Raw genomic sequence first — 23,612 nt, forward strand, 5'->3', positions numbered from 1 at the left:
GAGAATGGGGTGGTGAAATGCAAATTTTAATAGTTGGTTTAGGATATGTCGGATCGGTTGCTGCCGCCGGTTTGGCTTGTGCTGGACATGAAGTTATCGGAACGGAGATTGATAGGGAAAAATTAGAAGGATATATTAATGGCACCTTACCTATTTATGAGCCAGGGTTGGATGAGCTTATTAAACAGGGGGTTTCTGAAAAAAGGTTGAAGTTTCGACATATCTCGGAGATAGAGCGTATATATGCGCCAGTTGTCATGATCTGTGTGGGTACCCCCTCCCGGCCTGATGGTGCAGCCGATATTTCTCAGGTGAAAAAAGTAATTTCATGGGTGCGGGAGCGTGTAACAGCGCCAACAACCCTGGTTATGAAAAGTACGGTGCCACCCGGTACAGGGAAGAAATTGATATCAGATTATTTAGGCGAATCTACGGGGAAGATTTCTTATGTTTCTAATCCTGAATTTCTGAGAGAGGGACAGGCCGTCAAAGATTGGTTCAACCCGGATCGTATTGTACTTGGTGGCTATGATAATAAGGCGATTGAATTAGTAAAGAGCCTTTACGATAATATTGACGCTCCATTTGTTATCACGGATGTTACCAGCGCAGAGTTAATCAAATATGCAGCCAATGCCTTTTTGGCTACCAGGGTTAGTTTCATAAATGAAATAGCTAATCTCTGTGATTATTTAGATGCGGACATTCAGGATGTGGCCCAAGGTATTGGGCTAGACCCGCGGATTGGTTCCAGTTTTCTAAAGGCAGGTATAGGCTATGGGGGATCTTGTTTTCCTAAGGACGTTAGGGCGCTGGATTTTCTTGCGATGGTTAACGGTCACGAGTTTGAATTATTGAGGTCGGTTATTAACGTCAACAATAAGCAGCCTGTGCTTGCTGTTCAAAAACTGCGTAGAGAGTTGGGATCTTTAAACAATAAACGTATATCTTTGCTGGGTTTGGCCTTTAAACCAGGAACTGATGATCTCCGGGAGGCTCCTGCTCTTAAAATTATCAGGCTTTTGCAGGATGAAGGTGCGCGAGTTCAGGCATATGATCCCGTAGCCAATAAAAAAGCCGCAGTTAGTTTGGGATTAGATGAAGGAATTACTTTTTGCAGTACGATCTGGGATGCCCTCCATGGGGCAGAAGCAGCGATTATAGCAACGGAGTGGGAGGAATTTATTGAGCTTGATTGGGAGAAAGCAAAAGAAAAAATGGTAGAACCCTATTTAATTTTGGATGGCCGTAATTGCTTATCTCCACATGTTATGCTGGAGCTTGGCTTTAAATATTTAGGCATGGGGCGTAGAGCCAAGCTCAAGAATTTTTAAGTAAGCGTTTTTAATAATCTCTAGAGGAAGATGATGTTCTTTGTGAAATATTTGGGCGAAGCGCGATTATCTACGCTAACGGATTTATTTTTTGCATATATAACCAGGGCCTGGCACTCTTCCCTTTTTAGCAATGCCTTTTACTTGATGCTCAATACTGTAACTACTTCTTTGCTGGGTTTTGTATTCTGGAACATCATGGCCAGGTTTTTTACCCCGGCAGAGGTAGGTATAGGTTCGGCCCTTATCGCTGCCTCTGGATTGATTGGCTCCCTGGCTAACCTGGGCCTGGGTGTGGGCCTGGTTCGCTTTATCCCCCAGGTTAAGGATAAAGCCGGCAGCCTGATAAATACTTCTTTTACCTTAATCGGGTGTGTAACCCTTGGGGGCTCCCTTGTTTATTTAATCGGGTTGGGGCACTGGTCGCCTGCTCTGAGTTTTGTCGGGAAGAGCATTTGGCTCGCGGGATGTTTTGTTGTTTTTTCTACTGCCACCGCCTTATCTTCCCTTATTGATCAATCTCTCATTGCGGGGCGGGCGGCCGGCTATGTGTTCTGGAAAAATACTCTTGCCTGCTTGCTTAAACTACCCTTGCCAGTATTTGCCTTTGCCTTCCTGGCCGGGTTTGGCATCTTTACCGGTACGGGCGTCGCGGTGCTGGCGGGAAACATCCTGGCCTGGTATTTCTTTTTACCTTCTATTTATAAAGGTTACCGCCCCGGTCCAGCATGGGATAAGGAGCTATTAGCTCAGGTACTGCCGTATTCATCCGCCAATTACCTGGCCAATTTGTTAAACGGCGCTCCTTCTTTTATCTACCCCCTCATGGTGCTCAATACTCTGGGGCCGGAAAACAGCGCCTATTTTTATATCGCCTGGATGATGAACGGGGTTCTGTCAGTCATTCCCTCGGGCCTGGCTTCTTCCCTATTTGCTGAGGGTTCCCACGATCAGCGGCGGGTGGGACGGGATGGCCGGCGCGCCCTGGGCATTGCCCTTTTGCTGTCAGTACCCGCGGTTATTGCCATGATTCTCCTTAGCAGGTGGTTTTTACACTTTTTTGGCCCCGGATACGCGGAAAAAGGGACCGGGGTGATAAGATTTTTAGCCCTGGCGGTTATCCCCCAGTGCGTGAACCAGCTTTATATCACCGTCAACCAGGTAAAGAAACGGGTGTTTTTGATCATTTGCCAGACTGGTTGCCTGGCCGTCCTGGCCCTGGGTTTAGGCGATTTAATGTTAGAGATATTCGGCTTAAACGGCATCGGCATAGCCTACTTCCTGGCCCATTTAGTGGTGGCTTTAGTGGTCGCCGGGCCGTTGTGGCGGACTTTGCATGAAGGTAGTAGGGGGAATGTGGCATAGCAGGTTAAATGGAGATGGCATGTAGGGATAGGATAATAGATGAACGTTTTGATTATCAGGAGAGTGGGGTATATCTGACAATAATCTGTCTACGGGGTATAAAGCTGCCATCAGGTGCATTGAACTGGTATGGGGGATACTGGTAACAGCGAACTGTTAAAAGTCTTTTTATGTAAAATGGGATTGATGGGGTAATGCATTTTGCCGCATAATCCCGCCAGATCAAAGTATCATATTCAAGAGCTTATCGCTTTTAGACACTATGAGTAAAGGCTGGGGTTATACTATTTGATTTTTCTTCCATGGCAACGGTTTATGGTGAATGTAATGTTTTTATTTTTAAGGATCATCAACCGTTCTCATAAACCTTAATGGTACTATTAAACTAGCCCTGGAAGGAACTATGCACTGATATGGATAAGCCTATAGGTTACGTTATATATCGCTACGCTATTAATGCCGCTGACGTTGATCTGGAAAGGGCCATAGATGAAGACCATAACCTCCACGGTGCAAAACTTCCCTCTACCCGTGATTATTACGGGTAACTTAAAAAACTCGACATAATGATATAGGTCTTAATAACTCAATCATAGGAGGTATAGTATGGTTAAAAAGAAAAAGAATAACAAGAATAAGGATAACAAGAATTACTCAACTTTAGCTCAGCACCAGATAAAAGGTAAGAAACTCATTCCTCCATTTTTACAAATCCCAAATCTTCAAATAACATCATGGCTAAATGAAAGATTGCCGGAAATGTTATGGGCAGCGCTCCTCATCACAGGCCTAAAACGGGACGATGCTCTGAACATTTTTCGGCGAGTGGCTAAAGTAGTAGAAGGGGTTGAAGGAATTGGACCCGTTGATGTCACTCATACGGGTATAATGGCTCTCTCCGCTGACCTTAGGGATAGGCTCCTTCATGCAATATGTTCGGATATTACTGCTCGAAACGCCTTACGACCTCTGTTGCTACTTAAGGGCTTGCCGGGCTATGAGCACTGGGTACGGGTACTCAATATTACACCCGTTCTGGAAAACTGGCAGGATCTTAAGGTTGCTGTAGCACACACTTTAGACCATCATTCACAAGAGGCAACTGATTGCCGGTGGGTTAGAGTTTTGGTGAAAGTGATAGCGGGACAACTTAAACTTCCTGATCTTGAAACTGTCAAGGAGCTTATATATTACCCGAACTATGGGGACATGCGGAAAGTTCGACCCATGATTAGGTCCGTGGAAGGAACTTTTTCTATTATTGATAATAATAAGTCTAATACATGGCCAGAAGTTTTTTGGGATCAATGTATGAAAGATACAGAGTGTGAGGTGGGTTTCATTCATTACATAGGAGGCCAAATCAAGCCTGGCACTACACGGGAGCGAGTGAGTCAAACTAGGAAAGCTCTTGTCGCTCATTACAAACAAACATTAAGAACCACCGATGTAGATGCCGAGCATGAAGGTACTTTCGGCTTGGCAGCATATGCTCTGGCTATCCTAGACGAACTCCTTCGTTTAGGGAATAGTACAGCGATTTTAGGACGAATGGGATTACGTGCTTTATTGGAATGCTATGTGACTTTGGCTTACCTTTCATCAGAAAAGGATAAAAACATATGGCAAGTTTACCGCACATATGGAGCTGGGCAAGCAAAGCTCGCTTTTCTTAAATTTGATGACGGTTCAGTAACCCCTCCTGATTATGTTCGCATTGAAACATTGGAGTTTTTGGCCAATGAGGACCGCTGGTTGGAGTTTACTGAGATAAATGTGGGGCATTGGGATAACTCAAATCTACGTTCTATGAGCGAGAAAGCAGGGGTTAAGGCGGAGTACGACCGGTACTACCCTTGGACTTCAGGATTTATACATGGGAACTGGGCTGCAGTTAGGAATGTGTCTTTTGATCTCTGTATGAACCCTCTCCACCGTTTGCACCGCATTATTCGCGATCAAACAAACACCTTAGAAGACGTCTTACCGGATGCTTGCGTCCTCGTCGATAAGATTCTCGAAGTGGTTGACAAAAGGTATCCGGTCTTTCCGGAAAGAGTAACAGTCGAAGCAATTTCATCTATCTGAAAAGCATAGTAAAGCTAGTGGAAAAACCCCCAGGATCCGCCGTCAAACCTGGCCCTGGTAGGCATCTACCTCTTTACCCCGGTTATCCACCGGGCCATTGAGGGCCTCAAACCATCCTGGCGGGGGGAGCTGGAGATTACCGACGCCATCCAGGAGCTCTTGAACATGGGTTACAACGTGGCCGCCCGTAAAGTAGAGGGCTGGTGGCTGGACACGGGCAAGAAGGACGATATCCTGGAGGCCAACCGGGCGGTGCTGGATGCTTACGCCAGGCTGGAAATCAGGGGCGAAGTCGATGCAAGAAGCCACTTGAGCGGCCGGGTGGAAATCGGCGCCGGCACGGTAGTGAAAAACAGCGTGGTCAGGGGACCGGCCGTTATCGGCAGGGACTGCGTGGTGGAAAACTGCTTCATCGGCCCGTTTACTGCCGTGGGCGATAACTGCCGCCTTTATAATATGGGTCTGGAGCATTCGGTGATCCTGGAAGGCTGTGAGATCAAGGACGTCCAGCGCATTGAGGACAGCCTGCTGGGGAAGAGCGCCCGGGTCTGCCACGCCGGGGATAACCGCCGGGCGCTGCGCATGTTTTTGGGTGACGATGCGGAGCTGGTGATATAGAGGCTCGCCATTCTGTCGGCCTGGCAGGGTGGATGGCATGAGTATTTAAGGAAAAGGTATAATAGTGAAAGGAGCTACAAATAAATGTCCGGGCAAGAAAAAAATATACAACAGAATCCTGAATGGCTGCCTTTAATCGCCGATCAGCAGGCGATGCATATTGAATTCATTGATCTGGTCCAGAGTTCGGCGAACCCGGAGATAGTAGTGCTAAACTTTATTCAGCGGTTCCCAGAATCAACCCCTCTACCGGGACATCAACCCCAGGAAGGGGCAATAGGCAGGTTGGTAGCTCGCTTTGCTTTCACCTGGCCTCATATTGAGAGGATACGGGACCTACTCGAACGGCTTTTAACCCAACGTGAGAATAGCCAAATTGCAAGTGAGGGGGGAAAGTAATATAATGAATGCAAGGAATAGAATTGCTGGTATCATGTCGGACTTTAAACCTATTACCAACATCAATCAGAATATTAACCAGACTACCATCAACATTACCTTAAATTTGCCTGCCCAGAATTCCACCCTTGAAAGTTTTTATCCTCCCCAAAAGGGATCAAAGGAGGAAAGGGCAAAAATGGGAAGAGGGGCATTCACTACTTTTATACAGGCAGCAATGAAAGAAGCTGTCATCGAACGGCTAGAAGATGGTACATTCTTTGCCGAAATACCTTCGTGCCCTGGCGTTTGGGCTGACGGAAAAGATGAAAAGGAATGTCTAGCCACTTTGCAGGAAGTTCTGGAAGAATGGCTTCTTTTTAAACTGCGGGATGGGGATAACGATATTCCTGTTTTAGGCGGCGCAGATCTAAATCATAAATGGCAGGAAGATCATGCTTGGGTAGGGGAGAACAACCTTGAATCCGGTCAGCAGGACAGAATTAATTAAGCGCCTTAGGAAGTTGGGTTACGAGGGGCCTTTCCATGGTTCTAAGCATAATTTTATGCGCCGGGGTAGACATAAACTTCGCATACCTAATCCCCATGGTGATGACATAAGCGTTTCGTTATTAATCAGAATTTTAAGAGAAGCGGGTATTAGCAAAGAAGAATGGGATAGCTTGAGTGAGTGAATAAAACTCATTTCTATAGTTATATATCGCAGTGGCCAAGCTGATGGCCGTGCTGGCCGGTGTTTAATTAAATTTTACTTTATAAGATCTATGTCCATAATACGGAGTGGGATCGGAGATGGTACGGCGATGGTCGCCGCTGTGCAGTTAAGTATAATTTAATTTGTTCAGGTGAACGTGATGGAGATGCGCCTGTTGCCCCGGGATGTTATATGATAAAATAAAAAAAGGAGAATTATCCCTGAGGCCCTCAATCGATCTCCCGATCAAACGTTTGGTCCAAATTCCTGCAACGGTCATGGGGGAACTGTAACGAATGAATATCGATCACGACCGGCTTTTTAAGGAACTAATCGAGACCTTTTTTGCTGAATTCATGCAAGCCTTTTTCCCCCGGGCATATGAAGCCATTGATTTTACCCATGTAAGATTCCTGCAGCAGGAAGTCTTTACCGACGTCACTGCCGGCGAAAAACACGAGGTCGATATTCTGGTAGAGACCCGCCTTAAAGGCGAAGAAGGCCTGATCATGGTCCACATCGAGCCGCAAAGTTATGTGCAAAAAGAATTCAACGAGAGGATGTTTATCTACTTCAGTCGCCTTTACGAGCAGCACCGCTGCAAGATCCTGCCGATAGCCATTTTTACTTACGACCAGGTGCGGGACGAACCCGATACATTCACAAGTGGATTTACTTTTCTGGACGTATTGCGCTTTCGTTTCTATAAACTGGAACTAAAAAAGCTACCGTGGCGGGAATATATTCACAGCAACAATCCGGTAGCAGCCGCGCTCCTGAGTAAAATGGGTTTTAAAGACGAAGAGAGGGTCCAGGTAAAGTTAGAATTTCTGCGCATGCTGACGAGGTTAAAACTGGACCCGGCGCGGATGGAGATGCTGGCCGGATTCTTCGAGAGCTACCTGAAGCTAAGCCAGGAGGAAGAAGAAAGACTCAACTGTGAACTGGGTAGAATCGATAAAAAGGAGGCTGAGACAATTATGCAGATTACTACCAGTTGGCATGAAAGAGGCCGGATGGAAGGCAGAATGGAAGGTAGAATGGAAAAATCCCAAGAGATTATCTGCAAGTACCTCTCCCGCAAATTTGGGCAGCAATCTGCTGATTTGCAAGAAAAGGTGCAGAAAATAAGCGACCTCCAAATCCTGGACCGCATTCTGGATGAGCTGTTTACTGCCGGTACTATAGAAGAAGCGCGGGCAGTTATTTTAGGAAAGATCGCCGGGAACCTCCAGTAGGTGCTTTTAGGCTCCGAACAACTGCGCTGCCGGCTCCGGAGTATGCCTAACGGGCGATCAGCAGATATGCCCGTTATTCATTGGGTTACGAGTTTTACACTGACGTTTTAAGAATATGGTTTCCGGAATACCATGATCAACGTGAGGGTTTCTGGGAGTCTGTTTTATACGGCATTTTAGAGGGAGCCTGCAGTGCCTTGGATATCGAGCGCCAGGATGTCGATGGTACTTTATACCCCTATGCAGGCAATCCTTATAGCCCTGCGCTGGTATTATTTGATGATGTGCCGGGTGGCGCAGGCCATGTCAAGCGGATTGCAGAAAAAGATAATCTGATGCGAACTTTGCAGCGGACGTTGGCGATACTCTCCAGATGCGAATGTGGTGGTAGTCTGGCCAACACAAGTTTGCTACGGTTGCCTGCGTAATTATACCAACCAGTATTGCCATGATAAACTGAACAGGGGCTATGTGATAGAATTTATACAGAAACTGTTAAGTAGTTCTCCTTGATGCGATGCTTTGGCTCTCTTTCCAGGTGGCTAGTTGCCGAGCATTGGTGATCCTGGAAGGCTGCGAGATCAAGGACGTCCGGCGCATTGAGGACAGCCTGCTGGGGAAGGGTGCCCGGGTCTGCTACGGCGGGAACAACCGCCGCGCCCTGCGTAGTATGTTTTTGGGGATGATGCGGTAAAGCTCTAAACACGATTTTATGCGTCGAGGTAGACATAAACTTCGCATACCCAATTACCATGGTAGCTGATGGCCGTGTTGGCCGGTGTTCAATTAAATATTACTTTATAAGCTTTATGTCCATAATACGGAGTGGGGACGGAGATGGTACGGCGATGGTCGCCGCTGTGTAGTTAAGTATAATTTAATTTCTTCGGGTGAACGGGGCTGAGATGCGACTATTGCCCCGAGATGTTGTATGATAAAATAAAAAAGGAGAATTATCCCTGATGCCCTCAATCGATCTTCCGATCAAACGTTTGATTCAAATTCTTGCAGCGTTTATGGGGGAACAGTAGCGAATGAACATCGATCACGACCGTCTTTTTAAGGAACTAATCGAGACCTTTTTTGCTGAATTCATGCAAGCCTTTTTCCCCCGGGCATATGAAGCCATTGATTTTACCCATGTAAGATTCCTGCAGCAGGAAGTCTTTACTGACGTCACTGCCGGCGAAAAACACGAGGTCGATATTCTGGTAGAGACCCGCCTTAAAGGCGAAGCAGGCCTGATCATGGTCCACATCGAGCCGCAAAGTTATGTGCAAAAAGAATTCAACGAGAGGATGTTTATCTACTTCAGTCGCCTTTACGAACAGCACCGCTGCAAGATCCTGCCGATAGCCATCTTTACTTACGACCAGGTACGGGACGAACCCGATACATTCACGACAGGATTTACTTTTCTAGACGTATTGCGCTTTCGTTTCTATAAACTGGAACTAAAGAAGCTGCCGTGGCGGGAATATATTCACAGCAACAATCCGGTAGCAGCCGCGCTTCTGAGTAAAATGGGATTTAAAGACGAAGAGAGGGTCCAGGTAAAGTTAGAATTCCTGCGCATGCTGACGAGGTTAAAACTGGACCCGGCGCGGATGGAGATGCTGGCCGGATTCTTCGAGAGCTACCTGAAGCTAAGCCAGGAGGAAGAAGAAAGACTCAACTGTGAACTAGGTAGAATTGATAAGAAGGAGGCTGAGACAATCATGCAGATTACTACCAGTTGGCATGAAAGAGGCCGGATGGAAGGGTTGATAGAGGGCCGGATGGAAGGCCTGAAGGAAGGCCGGATGGAAGGCCTGAAGGAAGGCCGAATGGAAGCCCAAAAAGAAACGATTCTTAAATATCTCTCCCGCAGGTTTGGGGAACAGCCGGCTGACCTGGAGGAAAAGGTGCAGAAAATAGGTGACCTCCAAATCCTGGACCGCATTTTGGATGAGCTGTTTACTGCCGGTACTATAGAAGAAGCGCGGGCAGTTATTTTAGGAAAGATCGCCGGGGGCCTCCAGTAGGTGCTTTTAGGCTCCGAACAACTGCGCTGCCGGCTCCGGGGTACGGATTTGGGCACAAGAGAACAACCCTTCGCTTGTTCTTAGGTGACACTGGGGCCATTGTTGAAGAAGGTGTAAGAATGGACCTGTTGCAATGTTGCCATTTAAGCGATAGTGACAGGTACTTTGAGGAATTGTTAGCCGGCTCTGCAGATCTGTCCCTTTTAGGAAATATCGAGTTGAATCCTGAGGAACTCAATCACCTGGCAAAGTTGATTGCCAGGGAATTGGGGAAGCCTGATTTTGCTCAAAGAGGCTCTTTAAGTGTCGCCGTCTTTCTTGTTGGCATGGGTGTGAATTATTATCATGACAACTTCTGGGCCCCTGTATATACCGCCCTCGGGCTGCCTCCCGGACAGATTAAATGGCAGCGGCTGTTAGGGGAGGCTTTTCTGGCAACCGTTGAGAAATATAATTTGCCAGCATTTTCGGATGAATTGCGTTATATTATGCCTATCCTAGCCCACGGTATCGTCCCAAATGCATACCTGAACGACTATTTTAGCGATGTGGTGCTGGCCATATATTACGAAAGGGAAAGAGCAGGACTGCCGGTGATGGAGGCCGAGATAGCCCATCTGGTGACTAACTGGCGCCAGGATCATCATACCCGTAATGAACTGGAAAGAGAACTTGCCGAAGTAAAAGGCCATGAAAGTTCTTTGGCCCTGGCTGTGGATATGTGGAAAAACAAAGAAAAGTTGGCGCGGTTGCAGGACCTGCGGGCTGGGGTTGAAGATTCCATAGAGTTAAAGGCCGCTTTGGCTGTTCCTGAAGGTTGGTTGGAACAGGCTGAAGCTGAACGGAGCCGCTTGCAGCAGCAGATCGACGCCTACTATAGTTCATTGAAGCATTTGAAGGAGATTGCAGCCTCCCAAGAAGCCGGGCATGTCGAGATTAACGCGTTAAACAGGGCGATAGAAGACGCCGGCCAAGAAATAATAGGCCGCTGGGATGATAGTTTTGCAGGCAAGATAGAGGGCCTGCCGGTCGATGAGATTAATAAGCTGGCTTGGGAATATACTGAAGGCAATCGGGTATTCGCAGGATCAGGTCGCTTTTGGGGATGGCTATTACGTTTGCTTTTACGTCGCCGGTACCGGCAGGTAAAGCAGTGCCGGCAGAAGCTTATAGAAAAGCTTGACGGCCTGCCTGTGCGAAGTGAGCTGATGGCTAATCCATGGCCGGCTTTGCCCAAGGTTTTACGGGAACTACAGCAGCTTTTACGGGATTATCATAAGTTAGAAACACTTTTAGAGAACCTTCGTAAAGCAGAGCAGGAAATTTTTGCGACCAGCCCTGCACTTGATAGAATTTCCGAAACAGAAATCGCCCTCTGGCAGGAGAGGTTAACTAAATTGAACAAAAAAATAGCCGAATATAAAATGAATCTGGTCCGGCTGGGCAAAGGCGATTTAGAAGAAGGGTTGAGGAAGCTGTCTGAAGAGAGGGGCATTCGCTGCGAAATTGAGACTATTGTGACGGAACTCAATCGTGATGATATTGATTCCTTGGTGGTTATATTGCCATTGATAGAAAAGTACCCTGACGAAACTTCCCTGTTCAATGACTTGATTGCTATCCGGGAAAAGGAAAACAATATCTTGGAAAAACTTAAAACAATTAAAGAACCGTTATATTTCCTTAATGAATCAACCCGTATATTTATATTGCAGGGTGGGAACCTGGCGGAAAAATTCGTATTTCATTCCCTGTTATTAATGCAAAAACTCGACAAAGGTGAGGAACCCATTGGCGATATTGTCTTACCCTCGCGGATTATTCGGGCTATGGAAAAGTGGTGGTACCAGCAGGGTAAAGACATGCTTGATAAAATGCGCTCCTCAAGGGGTGGGGACAGGGAGTCGTACGGCGTGACTTTACGGCGGCCGGTTATCAAATTGGATACTGTCGTAAGATCCATCAAAGTTGTATTCCCCGAACAAACGGTTGGAGGACCGGCAAGGGCAACATTGGTGATACGGGGAGAGAGCGGTACTGTAAGAGAAGTCAATATCCCGGTGCATAAAGTGGGTGAAGGGCAGTATAGGACCGAAATTATCGACGTTAATCTCGAGCCGCCGGAACCTGTTTATCACTTTGAGTTTCGCGCCGGGGAAATTTTTCGCTCCTGGAAGATTAATGGTATCGACGGCAATAATGCCTGCTTGCTTTTTAGTTCGCAAAGAAAGCTAATAGAGGATGAACGGCTGCCGGAAGACGGTGCTTATCTGGTTGCTCCTGCCGGCAGCAGGGTGATGCCTGTCGAGGCGGTAAAAGAACAGGAAAGATTGACAGGTTCCTGGTCGGATTATGAATACTGGTATCTGGATCTAGATGGAATTGATGCAGTGCTGGTCAGGAATGAAAAAGAGGCAGCGGTTTTTAAAAAGCTCCCGGAAAAACTGGAACCAAGGTTACTTGGAGGAGAAGAAATAGTTATCGTAAAAACAGGGGAGGGACCGGTCTACCGGGGTAAACTGCCGGGGCTGGTGTTTTCGAAAAATGAACAGGAAGAACTGCGCTCTTATGGTGTGCGCCTGGACTGGGCCGGGGTTGCTAAATATGTTTCTTTAGATACCCCGGGGGCGGTTATCAGTAAGGATGATATTATTTTTGTACCCCTTGCCGTTCTCTTCGGCGATGTATATGGAGTATGCGGGATTACTTTGATTTACCGGGAGAGCGTCCTGTGGCATCAAAAGTGTGTCGTGGTGCCCGATTTGACATTAGAGTTTGATCGGGTGATATACAGCCCTCAAGATGGAAAAAGAGAAACAGGGCGATTGGAATTAAGTTCGCGGCATTATTTTACTTTCTTCGTCCGGCCCCCGGCGCAGCTGGTCGAAAGCTCACCCAGCAGGGCCCTGGTTGAATTTGATACCCGCCAAAACCAGATTGTTGGGCAATTGGGTTATTCTATAGATCAAGATAACGGCTTCCGGGTGGAAGTTTATATAGATATTCCCGCTGTTCGTTGGCGGGGGAGTGCCGATACTCCCTGGAAAGCGGAAGTCGAAGAGATCTGGCATGAAGAACTGGGTGAAATCGAGGTTAAATTGCCGGCGTGTATTTCGGGAATGGTTAAATTGGCATTAGACAATGGGCGGCAGGTTATCTCCCGCCAGATAAGAAAAGGAGTTGCCGTCTTTAATTTGCGCCAGCTCAGTGACACCCTGGGGAGTGATAACCTGCCGGTTCACGATTTATATCTAAGTTTTCAGGATAGTACTATTCCGACGTGTCTTTTGGTGCGTGTGCGGATGCGCTGGCAGGTTGCCGATATTTCTATAGTGCAGAGGCTAGAGGGCGAAAGACGTATCGTTGTTCTGACCTGGCAAGATTTCGGGGTAGTTTCCAATAGAATTGTGCGTTTGTGGCCGTTAGGGTTGCCAGGGGCAGATATGCTTGAACGCCGTGTCCCTGACGGCGTATCCAGGGTGGAGATTAGGGAACATTACAGGCGGTTACCGGCGGGCAGCTACAGGCTGCAGTTTACTATTGATGATCCCTGGGAAGAAGATGAAGTTTTACTGCCGGATCCTGAAAGCGAAAACTGCATAGATGTAATGCTTGGCGATAAAGCGGAAATATTACAGGATATATTGCAAAATGGGCTGTTGATCGAATCTTTTGCCTGTGACGGCGAAATTATCCCGGCTGGAAGACTATACTGGATCCAGGATATTGCTATAAAACCCGAGTTTCTGGGAGAGGAACGGTTCCAGGGCAACATTTGTACTGTTGATGAGCATGGTAATACGATTATCCTGGATTGTAATCCGGTAAGCTTTTATCTGGATTTAGATGAATTAAGCAGGTTGCCTTTTCTGATAGATAGAGATAGGGACGGGGCGACATATTGCAAAAGATGCCAGGTATTGTTTTGGGAGATAGCTCATCAAGAATGCGGGCGTCAAGGACAAGTAATTCTGCCTGAATATATTTTCGTCCAGATAAGGAGAGGTAAAGATGGGCCTGGATCCGTTGCGGACAACTGAGGCGATAGTCGGCAAATACCTGGATTATTTAGAGACGACCTTTGCTTTTAAAGATACGGACCTGCGACGGCAGTTGGCAGAGGAATTGAGTAAGGAAGGCAAGTTTGCCAAAGGTCCTATCTTGGAGGCCATCCCACCCTTCAAGACCGGCTGCTCAATAGATGAGCTGATTGAGCAGGGTGTGTTATCACCAGAATTTAGGAAACTACAAACACCAGCTTTGCCGCTGGAGCGTCCCCTGTATTTACATCAAGAAATTGCCATACGCAAATTAGTTGAAAATAGAAGGAATATCATTATTGCAACTGGTACGGGTAGCGGCAAGACGGAAACATTCCTGGTGCCTATGCTCAATTACTTATTCCGGCAACAGGAAAAGGGTATCCTCGGCCCGGGGGTGCGGGCCTTGTTGCTGTACCCCATGAATGCCCTGGCCAATGACCAGTTAAAAAGACTGCGCACCCTGTTAAAGAATTATCCAGCTATTACTTTTGGCAGCTATACCGGTGAGACAGAAAGGGATGAGAAAAAGGCGATTGAGCAGTTCAGAAGAATGAATCCCCGGGAAGATTTGCTGCCCAATCAATTGTTGTCCCGGGAGCAAATGCAGGCAACCCCGCCGCACATTTTACTTACCAACTATGCTATGCTGGAATATTTATTACTGCGGCCCCAGGATAATGTTTTTTTTGATGGTGAATATGCCCGGGATTGGCGGTTTATCGTGATTGATGAGGTCCATACCTATTCCGGAGCTAAAGGAATAGAGATGGCCATGCTCCTACGCAGGGGTGTATAGGTACTAGTGCTACATTAGGTGTAGATGAAAAAGGGTTCCGGGAAGTGACTGAGTTTGGAACCAAGCTTTTTGGCGAAAAGTTTGAATGGATCGAAGATAATCCTGCCCGGCAGGATGTGGTAGTGGCCTTTAAAAAACATTTAAAGGTTGCTGAGAGCAGTTGGGGCAAACCTGGGAGTGACCTTTACGGCAAATGGTCGGAAGTTATTGATGCGCGTGAGCCAGACAAGATTGAAAGGTTAATAGCTGGCGGGTTGGAATCAGGTATTCCCCAAAATATTTTAATCCTGGCGCAAAAAGATTGCCGGGGGGAATGGTCCAGATTTATTTATCTGGTACTTTCGGGAGACAGCAGGGTTATTACCCTGCAACAGAGACTGGAACAGGGGCCTTGTTTTCTGCAGGATGTTGCCCGGGAATTATTTCCCGGGGTCCAGGACGGTCAAAACCGCCTGGTGGCATTGGTTTATCTGGCCAATAAGGCCAGGCTGGAACCCGGAAGCCAATCCCTGCTGCCGGCCAGATACCATTTATTTATCCGTGCACTTGAAGGTGCGTATGTTTCTTTGCTCCCTGAAAAGAGGCTTTATCTGGAACGACGAGAACAGATTAAAGATGCAGATGGCAGAATATTTCCCGTATTTGAAGCGGCTACCTGCCGTCAATGTGATGCGTTGTATCTTGTAGGCGAAGTGGTACGTGGAGGGGAACACGATATTCTTAAACAGCCGGGCAGGCGTTTCTATGAAGACAATAACAACCTTGTCTATTTTTTGCTCCTTGACGATAAGATGCCGGTTCCCGAGAATGAAGATGAAATAGTGGCAAGCGGTGAGGATATACAACCGGGAGAGGAATATCTTTTATGTGGTGGGTGCGGGGCCGTCAGGCCTAAAACTGATGCTGCAACCCCTTGTAGTTGTGGTGAGAAAAGCTTATTTTTGGTAATTAAAGTCTCCGCTAAAAACGGTAATGTATATAAGTGCCCGGCCTGCGGGAGCATTAATTCTCTCGGTTCCGTGGTGCGGCGGTTTGTCCTCGGTGCGGAGGCGGTTACCAGCGTTCTGGCGACTGCCCTTTACCAGCAGATACCGGAGCAGATGGAAGTATTGCAAGATGACGATACTGAAACAGACGACTGGGAGGTTCCCGACAATATAAGCTTTCACAAAAGTAATCGTCGCCTGCTTATTTTTTCCGACAGCCGCCAGGATGCCGCTTATTTTTCTACTTATTTGCAAGCCTCATACAATCAAATTTTGCAGCGCCGCCTAATTATCATGACGCTGGAGAAATATAAAAGCCAGGTGCTGGCCAATGAATGGCGGGTAATCGATCTGGCAAACTTTGTTAAAAGGATGTTGTATGAACTGCAGTTATTCCCGCAAATGAGCATGCAGCAGTTGGAAATAGAAGCATGGAAATGGGTGCTGCATGAATTCATTGTCAGCGACCGCATTATCGGCTTGGAAGGGTTGGGTTTAATTGGTTTTGTGCCGGTACTGCCGCCGGGCTGGAATCCGCCCAGGGCTTTGTGTAAAGAACCGTGGAATTTTACGGCTGCAGAGGCCACTGATTTAATCATGGTCTTGCTGGACACGGTCCGAAAAAGCGGCGCCGTTCGTTTTCCGGATGTTGTGGATCCCCGGGATCCTTTCTTTGCACCTAGAAATAAAGAGTTTTATTTTAAAGAAAACATGTCTTATCCCGGTCAGGTTTACAGTTGGACTCCTACCCGCAAGGGTGGCAATAACTCCCGTATGGATTATTTATTACGCCTGGCTGCTGTGCAGGGCGGGATTGACCGCGAAAAAGTCGAAGAATTGCTGGTGCAAATTTGGAACCGGTTGTTAACGGGTGAAAGGGCGCCGTGGAAGGGCCATTTTTCCAGCCATCATGAGTCCCAGGGCCTGGGGGATGTATACTGCCTGAAACCGGAATACTGGCGGGTGCTGCCGGCAGTAGTTGATGATACTGTTACCTGGTATCGCTGCAGCAGGTGCCGGCGCCTAACGTTATATAACATCAAAGGTGTTTGCCCGACTTACCGGTGTGATGGCCAGTTGGTCGCCTGCAATCCGGCTCAGGAAATGGCCGGCAATCACTACCGAAAATTGTATCTGGATATATTGCCCTTGATCATGCAAACCAGTGAACATACAGCCCAGCTTACTACAGAGAAGGCTGCTGAAATACAGCAAAAATTTAATGATGGGCAGATTAATGTTTTAAGTTGTTCTACTACCTTTGAGCTGGGTGTTGACGTGGGAGAACTGGAAACCGTTTTCATGCGTAATGTACCGCCTTCGGCTACCAATTACATCCAGCGGGCCGGCAGGGCAGGGAGGAGAACAGATTCTACGGCCTTTGTCCTTACCTTTGCTCAGCGTCATTCCCATGACTTTTCTCATTATAATGAACCCCTGCGAATTATTAAAGGCGAAATCCGGCCGCCCCATATAGAGATTAGCAATGACAAAATTATAAAGCGGCATATGTATGCCGTCGCCCTGGCAATGTTTTGGAAATTAAGGCCGGAGTATTTCGGTCAAGTTAAAACCTTTTTCCCTGAATCCGGTGAGACGGCCTCCCAGGCGTTAGGAAAATTGTTGCGTGATAAACCCGGGGAATTACAAAAAAGTCTCAGTAGGATTATTCCCAACGAGATGCAGGAAAGACTGGGGGTTCATGACTGGAGCTGGCTGGACGGGCTTTTAGATGAAACCGATGGCGTACTGAGCAAGGCAGAGGCGAAGGTAATGGCGGATTTGCGCGAATTGAAAGCCATTGAAGCAGAGTATAGCAGGACCAAAAACCACTTGAAAGCCCAGGCCGTCCATAAAACCATTAATACCATTGAAAAGCGTTATATTCTAGATTTTCTGGCGCAACAAAATGTAATTCCCAAGTATGGCTTTCCGGTAGATGTTGTGGAATTACAGATTTACCATCACGGTGAAGAAGCCAGGGGTCTGGAGCTGGATAGGGATCTCAAAGTTGCTTTGTCTGAATATGCACCTGGGAGTCAGGTGATAGCAGGAGGCAAATTATGGACCAGCAAGTATATTAAAAAACTTCCAGACCGGAATCCTGTGGAATACGCCTACGCGATCTGTGATTACTGCGGGTACTACCAAAGCGATATAGCCGAAAAAAATACGCCTATGGATACCTGCATTTGTGGTCATAAAATAGGAAACAATCGCGGTATATTTATTGTCCCGGAATTTGGCTTTATTGCCGGGCCGCCTGAAACGCCTACAATGACCAAACCACAAAAGACGTATACCACCAGGAAGTTCTTTGCTCAGGAAGAGAATATCGAACAGGAACTCACCCTGACTTTAAACGGTTTCAAGCTCAATTTGCAAGCCGGTGCCGGCAGGCTGGCCGTGATTAATAGTGCCGGGAAGAGGGGGTTTAAAATCTGCCAGTCTTGCGGCTATGCTGAGGTTAATACCGGGGAGCCCCTGGGTCCCCACGAGACGCCGTGGGGGAAAAAATGTAAAGGCAGAACTGCCCGTTATTCATTGGGTTACGAGTTTTACACTGACGTTTTAAGAATATGGTTTCCGGAATACCATGATCAACGTGAGGGTTTCTGGGAGTCTGTCTTATACGGCATTTTAGAGGGAGCCTGCAGTGCCCTGGATATCGAGCGCCAAGATGTCGATGGTACTTTATACCCCTATTCAGGCAATCCTTATAGCCCTGCGCTGGTATTATTTGATGATGTGCCGGGTGGCGCAGGCCATGTCAAGCGGATTGCAGAAAAAGATAATCTGATGCGAACTTTGCAGCGGACGTTGGCGATACTCTCTAGATGCGAATGCGGTGGTAGTTTGGCCAACACGAGCTGCTACGGTTGCCTGCGTAATTATACCAACCAGTATTGCCATGATAAACTGAACAGGGGCTATGTAATAGAATTTATAAAGAAACTGTTAAGTAGTTCTCCTTGAGGCGATGCTTTGCTTCTCTTTCCAGGAAGCCGGTTGCTGGCATTCGGTACTTCTGGAAGGGATGGCTCAGGCCGGCGGGCGTTCGATTTAAATTATACTTTATCGGCTTTATGTCCATAATACGGAGTGGGGACGGAGATGGTACGGCGATGGTCGCCGCTGTGTAGTTAAGTATAATTTAATTTCTTCGGGTGAACGGGGCTGAGATGCGACTATTGCCCCGAGATGTTGTATGATAAAATAAAAAAGGAGAATTATCCCTGATGCCCTCAATCGATCTTCCGATCAAACGTTTGATTCAAATTCTTGCAGCGTTTATGGGGGAACAGTAGCGAATGAACATCGATCACGACCGTCTTTTTAAGGAACTAATCGAGACCTTTTTTGCTGAATTCATGCAAGCCTTTTTCCCCCGGGCATATGAAGCCATTGATTTTACCCATGTAAGATTCCTGCAGCAGGAAGTCTTTACTGACGTCACTGCCGGCGAAAAACACGAGGTCGATATTCTGGTAGAGACCCGCCTTAAAGGCGAAGCAGGCCTGATCATGGTCCACATCGAGCCGCAAAGTTATGTGCAAAAAGAATTCAACGAGAGGATGTTTATCTACTTCAGTCGTCTTTACGAACAGCACCGTTGCAAGATTCTGCCGATAGCCATTTTTACTTACGACCAGGTGCGGGACGAACCCGATACATTCACGACAGGATTTACTTTTCTAGACGTATTGCGCTTTCGTTTCTATAAACTGGAACTAAAGAAGCTGCCGTGGCGGGAATATATTCACAGCAACAATCCGGTAGCAGCCGCGCTTCTGAGTAAAATGGGATTTAAAGACGAAGAGAGGGTGCAGGTAAAGTTAGAATTCCTGCGCATGCTGACGAGGTTAAAACTGGACCCGGCGCGGATGGAGATGCTGGCCGGATTCTTCGAGAGCTACCTGAAGCTAAGCCAGGAGGAAGAAGAAAGGCTCAACTGTGAACTGGGTAGAATTGATAAAAAGGAGGCTGAGACAATCATGCAGATTACTACCAGTTGGCATGAAAGAGGCCGAATGGAAGGCTTGATGGAAGGCAGGATGGAAGGCCTGAAGGAAGGCCGGATGGAAGCCCAAAAAGAAACGATTCTTAAATATCTCTCCCGCAGGTTTGGGGAACAGCCGGCTGACCTGGAGGAAAAGGTGCAGAAAATAGGCGACCTCCAAATCCTGGACCGCATTTTGGATGAGCTGTTTACTGCCGGTACTATAGAAGAAGCGCGGGCAGTTATTTTAGGAAAGATCGCCGGGGGCCTCCAGTAGGTGCTTTTAGGCTCCGAACAACTGCGCTGCCGGCTCCGGAGTACGCCTAAATTATCCCTGCGGTGCAGAACCTAATTCTAGTTAGAATCCATATATGATACGGGGGATATAAAGATGAATCCTTTGGAGCGAATTACAATTGATCCTTCGGTTTGTCACGGGAAGGCCTGCATCAAAGGAACCAGGATACCTGTAAGTGTTATTCTGGATAACCTTGCTGAAGGTATAAGCCAGGAAGAAATCCTGAAGAGTTATCCTTCTTTATCCTTGGAAGATATTAAGGCAGCAATAGCTTACGGTGCTATGCTGGCTAAAGAACGACATATTGCCCTGTGAATTAAGGGGAATAACGATGCTGAGATTTAAAATCGATGAAAATCTTCCCATTGAGATTGCTGATCTTCTCAGGGAAGCAGGTTACGAAGCTGAAACTGTCTGGTCAGAACAAATCCAGGGATTTTCTGATATTGAACTTTTAGGTATTTGCCGGAATGAAAAACGGGTTCTAGTTACCCTTGATATGGATTTTTCGGATATTCGCAGGTATAGACCTGAAGATTATCAAGGAATAATTTTACTTCGTATAGCGTCTCAAGGCAAACAGAGTGTTATAAATCTTTTCAAAAAAGTCATCCCCCACCTACGTTTTCAGAATCTTATTGGATATTTATGGATAGTACAAAAAGATCGAATCAGGATTAGAGGACCTGAAAGATGAAAGGTCCAAATCCTGGACCGCATTCTAGATGAGCTGTTTACTGCCGGTACTCTAGAAGAAGCGCGGGCAGTTATTGTAGGAAAGAACGCCGGGGGCCTCCAGTAAGTGCTTTTGAGCCCCCGAACAACTGCGCTGCCGGCTCCGGAGTACGCCTAATGAGCGATTTGAGGATCGGCGGTAAGAATGGGCAGGTTTTCTATCTGGGCCTGGGAGACGAGAAGCCGGTCAAAAGGGAGCTTTCATTTTTCAAACTCCTTGAGAATAGCTTCGGGCAGGGGGGCATTAAAATCCGGGGCTATAGTGATTTGGCCCTTGGCGCTGCCGGGGTGTCGTTCAGGTTTCTCGCTTGTTATCGGGACCAGCCGAGCCACAGGCTTGCCGGCTTTGGCAATAATGACTTCCCGTCCTTCTTTCACCTGGGCCAGCAGCTTGGAAAAGTGGGTATTGGCTTCATGAATGTTTACTTGTAAAGACATGCTCGGTTCACCTCCATATAGCTAAAATAGACTAAGTTAATGGACTAATTCAAGCGTAAGCAGTCGCGCTCCTGAGTAAAATGGGTATCACTGATTTGCATTTTTGGAAAAGAGAATAGAAAGGAGCTACTTATCAAAAGCGCTGGCGACTATTATCGTGATATTAAATGAGGGAAGCAGGATTTTGCGTATATTGGTAACCGGCGGGGCCGGATTTATCGGTTCCCATGGGGTGGAAGAGTGCCTAGCGGCAGGCTATGAAGGGGCGGTGCTCGACGACCTTTCCAGTGGCAGGCGGGAAAACCTGCCGGAGAGGGTTGCGCTCTACCAGGTGGATGTGGCCGACGCGGCGGGGGTAAATAAAGTCTTTCAGACGGCTCAGATCTTTGTCAGCCGGTCGGTGCGGGAGCCGGCGGCCGACGCCCGGGTGAATATCCTGGGGCTGGTTAACGTGCCGGAGGCCTTATTTTCGCCTCTTCCGGCGGTTTGCTCTGCGGGGAGTGCCCAGGATATCTAAAATTCCTTGCTCTCCTTCTTACCATTAAGCTAAAATAGATTCAAGGGGAACTGTAACGAATGAATATCGATCACGACCGTCTTTTTAAGGAACTAATCGAGACCTTTTTTGCTGAATTCATGCAAGCCTTTTTCCCCCGGGCATATGAAGCCATAGATTTTACCCATGTAAGATTCCTGCAGCAGGAAGTCTTTACCGACGTCACTGCCGGCGAAAAACACGAGGTTGATATTCTGGTAGAGACCCGCCTTAAAGGCGAAGAAGGCCTGATCATGGTCCACATCGAGCCGCAAAGTTATGTGCAAAAAGAATTCAACGAGAGGATGTTTATCTACTTCAGTCGCCTTTACGAGCAATACCGCTGCAAGATTCTGCCGATAGCCATTTTTACTTACGACCAGGTGCGGGACGAACCCGATACATTCACGACAGGATTTACTTTTCTAGACGTCTTGCGCTTTCGTTTCTATAAACTGGAACTAAAAAAGCTGCCGTGGCGGGAATATATTCACAGCAACAATCCGGTAGCAGCCGCGCTTCTGAGTAAAATGGGATTTAAAGACGAAGAGAGGGTGCAGGTAAAGTTAGAATTTCTGCGCATGCTGACGAGGTTAAAACTGGACCCGGCGCGGATGGAGATGCTGGCCGGATTCTTCGAGAGCTACCTGAAGCTAAGCCAGGAGGAAGAAGAAAGACTCAACTGTGAACTAGGTAGAATTGATAAAAAGGAGGCTGAGACAATCATGCAGATTACTACCAGCTGGCATGAAAAAGGCCGGATGGAAGGGTTGATGGAAGGCAGGATGGAAGGGTTGAAGGAAGGCAGGATGGAAGGCCTGAAGGAAGGCAGGATGGAAGGCCTGAAGGAAGGCCGGATGGAAGCCCAAAAAGAAACGATTCTTAAATATCTCTCGCGCAGGTTTGGGGAACAGCCGGCTGACCTGGAGGAAAAGGTGCAGAAAATAGGTGACCTCCAAATCCTGGACCGCATTCTAGATGAGCTGTTTGCCGTTGATACTATAGAAGAAGCGCGGGCAGTTATTTTAGGAAAGATCGCCGGGGACCTCCAGTAGGTGCTTTTAGGCTCCGAACGACTGCGCTGCCGGCTCCGGGGTGGCTTCCTTTACCATATTACCTTGACTGCCTAACGGGCAATTTGGGGATCGGCGGTAAAGATGAACAGGTTTTCTATCCGGGCGTGGGTAGCAAGAAGCTGAAAGGCCTTGTATATCACGTAAATATGGGTTACACTTATTTACGTGGAGGTGTTTAAAATGGAATATCAAAATATTACTTTATCCCTACCAAAGCAGGTACTGCAAAAGGTTAAGCATATAGCTATAGAGAGGCAAACCTCTGTGTCGGGCCTTTTGGCTCGAACCCTTGAGGAACTCGTCCGGCAAGAAGATAGCTACGCCAAGGCTCGCGAACGCCATACTGCTTTGTTAAGAAATGGTGTTTGCCTTGGTACCGAGGGTAGAATTACCTGGCGGAGAGCAGATATCCATGAACGATAATTTAAGGCGCCAGTTCGTCGATACTAATGTCCTCGTTTATGCTCATGATATCTCGGCGGGTATAAAACATGAGAAGGCCAGGGATCTTATATTAAGTTTGTGGGACTCCCGTCAGGGCTGTATTAGTCTGCAGGTGCTGCAAGAGTTTTACGTGACGATAGTTCAAAAGGTAGCAAAACCGATTGCACCAGAAATGGCCGCAAGGATAATTGCCGATTTAGGCCAGTGGACACTGCATGTGCCTGATGTCGAGGATGTTCTGGAAGCTATTGAAATCCAGCAGCGGAATGAATTATCATTTTGGGATTCGCTTATTATCTGCAGCGCCAAAAAGTTGGGCTGCGATGTGATCTGGACCGAAGACTTTAATACCGGCCAGCGTTACGAAGGGATAGTGGTTTTAAACCCGTTCCATCTGGATTGAGCAATCTGCTGATTTGCAAGAAAAATTGCAGCCGCTTACAGCGGCCCAGATTTACAGCTTATTTGCCGATGTGCCTTAATCCCGGTCTTGAGGAGAGT

The 23,612-nt window shown here is 47.3% G+C and carries 23 protein-coding genes; 22 read left to right on the forward strand and 1 reads right to left on the reverse strand.

Annotated elements, in window-relative coordinates; genetic code table 11:
* The first annotated feature begins 17 nt into the window (after positions 1 to 17).
* From MCACP_RS06045 to MCACP_RS06130, 18 genes are all read left to right on the forward strand, one after another.
* Positions 18 to 1,334, forward strand: a complete 1,317-nt coding sequence (locus MCACP_RS06045; RefSeq protein WP_406678451.1) for a UDP-glucose dehydrogenase family protein — start codon at positions 18 to 20, stop codon at positions 1,332 to 1,334.
* A gap of 42 nt (positions 1,335 to 1,376) precedes the next feature.
* Complete coding sequence (locus tag MCACP_RS06050; protein ID WP_406678452.1) at positions 1,377 to 2,699, forward strand: lipopolysaccharide biosynthesis protein; 1,323 nt, start codon at positions 1,377 to 1,379, stop codon at positions 2,697 to 2,699.
* Positions 2,700 to 3,112: 413 nt separating this feature from the next.
* Complete coding sequence (locus tag MCACP_RS06055) at positions 3,113 to 3,247, forward strand: hypothetical protein (protein WP_406678453.1); 135 nt, start codon at positions 3,113 to 3,115, stop codon at positions 3,245 to 3,247.
* A 58-nt stretch (positions 3,248 to 3,305) separates the two neighbouring features.
* Positions 3,306 to 4,787, forward strand: coding sequence for a DUF5677 domain-containing protein (locus MCACP_RS06060; RefSeq protein ID WP_406678454.1), 1,482 nt, complete (start codon positions 3,306 to 3,308; stop codon positions 4,785 to 4,787).
* Positions 4,788 to 4,871: 84 nt separating this feature from the next.
* On the forward strand, positions 4,872 to 5,405 hold the full coding sequence (locus tag MCACP_RS06065) for a sugar phosphate nucleotidyltransferase (RefSeq protein ID WP_406678696.1): 534 nt from the start codon (positions 4,872 to 4,874) through the stop codon (positions 5,403 to 5,405).
* An 84-nt stretch (positions 5,406 to 5,489) separates the two neighbouring features.
* A complete protein-coding gene (locus MCACP_RS06070; RefSeq protein WP_406678455.1) occupies positions 5,490 to 5,804 on the forward strand; it encodes a hypothetical protein in 315 nt (104 codons plus the stop codon).
* A 4-nt stretch (positions 5,805 to 5,808) separates the two neighbouring features.
* Positions 5,809 to 6,294 carry a type II toxin-antitoxin system HicB family antitoxin gene (locus MCACP_RS06075; RefSeq protein WP_406678456.1) on the forward strand — a complete coding sequence of 162 codons (486 nt, stop codon included), beginning with the start codon at positions 5,809 to 5,811 and terminating at the stop codon, positions 6,292 to 6,294.
* Positions 6,263 to 6,478 carry a type II toxin-antitoxin system HicA family toxin gene (locus MCACP_RS06080; RefSeq protein ID WP_081328430.1) on the forward strand — a complete coding sequence of 72 codons (216 nt, stop codon included), beginning with the start codon at positions 6,263 to 6,265 and terminating at the stop codon, positions 6,476 to 6,478. The genes MCACP_RS06075 and MCACP_RS06080 overlap by 32 nt, the downstream gene beginning before the upstream one ends.
* A gap of 316 nt (positions 6,479 to 6,794) precedes the next feature.
* The gene (locus MCACP_RS06085; RefSeq protein WP_406678457.1) at positions 6,795 to 7,736 is read left to right on the forward strand and encodes an Rpn family recombination-promoting nuclease/putative transposase; all 942 of its coding nucleotides are present in this window, start codon (positions 6,795 to 6,797) and stop codon (positions 7,734 to 7,736) included.
* Positions 7,737 to 7,933: 197 nt separating this feature from the next.
* Positions 7,934 to 8,164, forward strand: coding sequence for a DUF1998 domain-containing protein (locus MCACP_RS06090; protein WP_406678458.1), 231 nt, complete (start codon positions 7,934 to 7,936; stop codon positions 8,162 to 8,164).
* 128 nt (positions 8,165 to 8,292) lie between these two features.
* On the forward strand, positions 8,293 to 8,430 hold the full coding sequence (locus MCACP_RS06095; protein WP_406678459.1) for a hypothetical protein: 138 nt from the start codon (positions 8,293 to 8,295) through the stop codon (positions 8,428 to 8,430).
* A 340-nt stretch (positions 8,431 to 8,770) separates the two neighbouring features.
* Positions 8,771 to 9,760: an Rpn family recombination-promoting nuclease/putative transposase gene (locus tag MCACP_RS06100; protein WP_406678460.1), complete on the forward strand. Its 990-nt coding sequence runs from the start codon at positions 8,771 to 8,773 to the stop codon at positions 9,758 to 9,760.
* Positions 9,761 to 9,879: 119 nt separating this feature from the next.
* Positions 9,880 to 13,800, forward strand: coding sequence for a hypothetical protein (locus MCACP_RS06105; protein WP_406678461.1), 3,921 nt, complete (start codon positions 9,880 to 9,882; stop codon positions 13,798 to 13,800).
* A complete protein-coding gene (locus MCACP_RS06110; RefSeq protein ID WP_406678462.1) occupies positions 13,772 to 14,599 on the forward strand; it encodes a DEAD/DEAH box helicase in 828 nt (275 codons plus the stop codon). Before MCACP_RS06105 ends, MCACP_RS06110 begins: the two co-directional genes overlap by 29 nt.
* A gap of 44 nt (positions 14,600 to 14,643) precedes the next feature.
* Positions 14,644 to 18,561 (forward strand): helicase-related protein, encoded by a 3,918-nt coding sequence (locus MCACP_RS06115; RefSeq protein ID WP_406678463.1) that lies wholly within the window; start codon positions 14,644 to 14,646, stop codon positions 18,559 to 18,561.
* A gap of 335 nt (positions 18,562 to 18,896) precedes the next feature.
* The gene (locus MCACP_RS06120; RefSeq protein WP_406678464.1) at positions 18,897 to 19,862 is read left to right on the forward strand and encodes an Rpn family recombination-promoting nuclease/putative transposase; all 966 of its coding nucleotides are present in this window, start codon (positions 18,897 to 18,899) and stop codon (positions 19,860 to 19,862) included.
* 114 nt (positions 19,863 to 19,976) lie between these two features.
* Entirely contained in the window at positions 19,977 to 20,198 is a 222-nt protein-coding gene (locus MCACP_RS06125; protein WP_011391714.1) for a DUF433 domain-containing protein, read from the forward strand.
* Positions 20,188 to 20,580, forward strand: coding sequence for a DUF5615 family PIN-like protein (locus MCACP_RS06130; protein WP_406678465.1), 393 nt, complete (start codon positions 20,188 to 20,190; stop codon positions 20,578 to 20,580). Before MCACP_RS06125 ends, MCACP_RS06130 begins: the two co-directional genes overlap by 11 nt.
* 239 nt (positions 20,581 to 20,819) lie before the next feature.
* Here the strand turns inward: MCACP_RS06130 and MCACP_RS06135 are convergent, their stop codons facing one another.
* On the reverse strand, positions 20,820 to 21,056 hold the full coding sequence (locus tag MCACP_RS06135) for a type II toxin-antitoxin system Phd/YefM family antitoxin (protein ID WP_406678466.1): 237 nt from the start codon (positions 21,054 to 21,056) through the stop codon (positions 20,820 to 20,822).
* 184 nt (positions 21,057 to 21,240) lie between these two features.
* Between MCACP_RS06135 and MCACP_RS06140 the strand changes: the two genes are divergently transcribed.
* From MCACP_RS06140 to MCACP_RS06155, 4 genes are all read left to right on the forward strand, one after another.
* On the forward strand, positions 21,241 to 21,573 hold the full coding sequence (locus MCACP_RS06140; RefSeq protein ID WP_406678467.1) for an NAD-dependent epimerase/dehydratase family protein: 333 nt from the start codon (positions 21,241 to 21,243) through the stop codon (positions 21,571 to 21,573).
* 59 nt (positions 21,574 to 21,632) lie between these two features.
* On the forward strand, positions 21,633 to 22,646 hold the full coding sequence (locus MCACP_RS06145; protein WP_406678468.1) for an Rpn family recombination-promoting nuclease/putative transposase: 1,014 nt from the start codon (positions 21,633 to 21,635) through the stop codon (positions 22,644 to 22,646).
* Positions 22,647 to 22,847: 201 nt separating this feature from the next.
* Positions 22,848 to 23,090 (forward strand): CopG family transcriptional regulator, encoded by a 243-nt coding sequence (locus MCACP_RS06150; protein WP_406678469.1) that lies wholly within the window; start codon positions 22,848 to 22,850, stop codon positions 23,088 to 23,090.
* A complete protein-coding gene (locus tag MCACP_RS06155; protein WP_406678470.1) occupies positions 23,080 to 23,514 on the forward strand; it encodes a PIN domain-containing protein in 435 nt (144 codons plus the stop codon). The genes MCACP_RS06150 and MCACP_RS06155 overlap by 11 nt, the downstream gene beginning before the upstream one ends.
* Positions 23,515 to 23,612: the final 98 nt, after the last annotated feature.

The sequence above is a fragment of the Neomoorella carbonis genome (assembly GCF_045278715.1).
GTDB classification, from domain to species: Bacteria; Bacillota; DSM-521; order Neomoorellales; family Neomoorellaceae; genus Neomoorella; species Neomoorella carbonis.

What these genes read in the sequence shown, in the direction of transcription:
- MCACP_RS06055 (WP_406678453.1), top strand. Translation starts at nt 3,113, where the DNA reads ATGGATAAGCCTATAGGTTACGTTATATATCGCTACGCTATTAATGCC.
- MCACP_RS06135 (WP_406678466.1), bottom strand. Translation starts at nt 21,056, where the DNA reads ATGTCTTTACAAGTAAACATTCATGAAGCCAATACCCACTTTTCCAAG.
- MCACP_RS06100 (WP_406678460.1), top strand. Translation starts at nt 8,771, where the DNA reads ATGAACATCGATCACGACCGTCTTTTTAAGGAACTAATCGAGACCTTT.
- MCACP_RS06085 (WP_406678457.1), top strand. Translation starts at nt 6,795, where the DNA reads ATGAATATCGATCACGACCGGCTTTTTAAGGAACTAATCGAGACCTTT.
- MCACP_RS06150 (WP_406678469.1), top strand. Translation starts at nt 22,848, where the DNA reads ATGGAATATCAAAATATTACTTTATCCCTACCAAAGCAGGTACTGCAA.
- MCACP_RS06145 (WP_406678468.1), top strand. Translation starts at nt 21,633, where the DNA reads ATGAATATCGATCACGACCGTCTTTTTAAGGAACTAATCGAGACCTTT.
- MCACP_RS06105 (WP_406678461.1), top strand. Translation starts at nt 9,880, where the DNA reads ATGGACCTGTTGCAATGTTGCCATTTAAGCGATAGTGACAGGTACTTT.
- MCACP_RS06075 (WP_406678456.1), top strand. Translation starts at nt 5,809, where the DNA reads ATGAATGCAAGGAATAGAATTGCTGGTATCATGTCGGACTTTAAACCT.
- MCACP_RS06045 (WP_406678451.1), top strand. Translation starts at nt 18, where the DNA reads ATGCAAATTTTAATAGTTGGTTTAGGATATGTCGGATCGGTTGCTGCC.
- MCACP_RS06125 (WP_011391714.1), top strand. Translation starts at nt 19,977, where the DNA reads ATGAATCCTTTGGAGCGAATTACAATTGATCCTTCGGTTTGTCACGGG.
- MCACP_RS06120 (WP_406678464.1), top strand. Translation starts at nt 18,897, where the DNA reads ATGAACATCGATCACGACCGTCTTTTTAAGGAACTAATCGAGACCTTT.
- MCACP_RS06060 (WP_406678454.1), top strand. Translation starts at nt 3,306, where the DNA reads ATGGTTAAAAAGAAAAAGAATAACAAGAATAAGGATAACAAGAATTAC.
- MCACP_RS06155 (WP_406678470.1), top strand. Translation starts at nt 23,080, where the DNA reads ATGAACGATAATTTAAGGCGCCAGTTCGTCGATACTAATGTCCTCGTT.
- MCACP_RS06070 (WP_406678455.1), top strand. Translation starts at nt 5,490, where the DNA reads ATGTCCGGGCAAGAAAAAAATATACAACAGAATCCTGAATGGCTGCCT.
- MCACP_RS06110 (WP_406678462.1), top strand. Translation starts at nt 13,772, where the DNA reads ATGGGCCTGGATCCGTTGCGGACAACTGAGGCGATAGTCGGCAAATAC.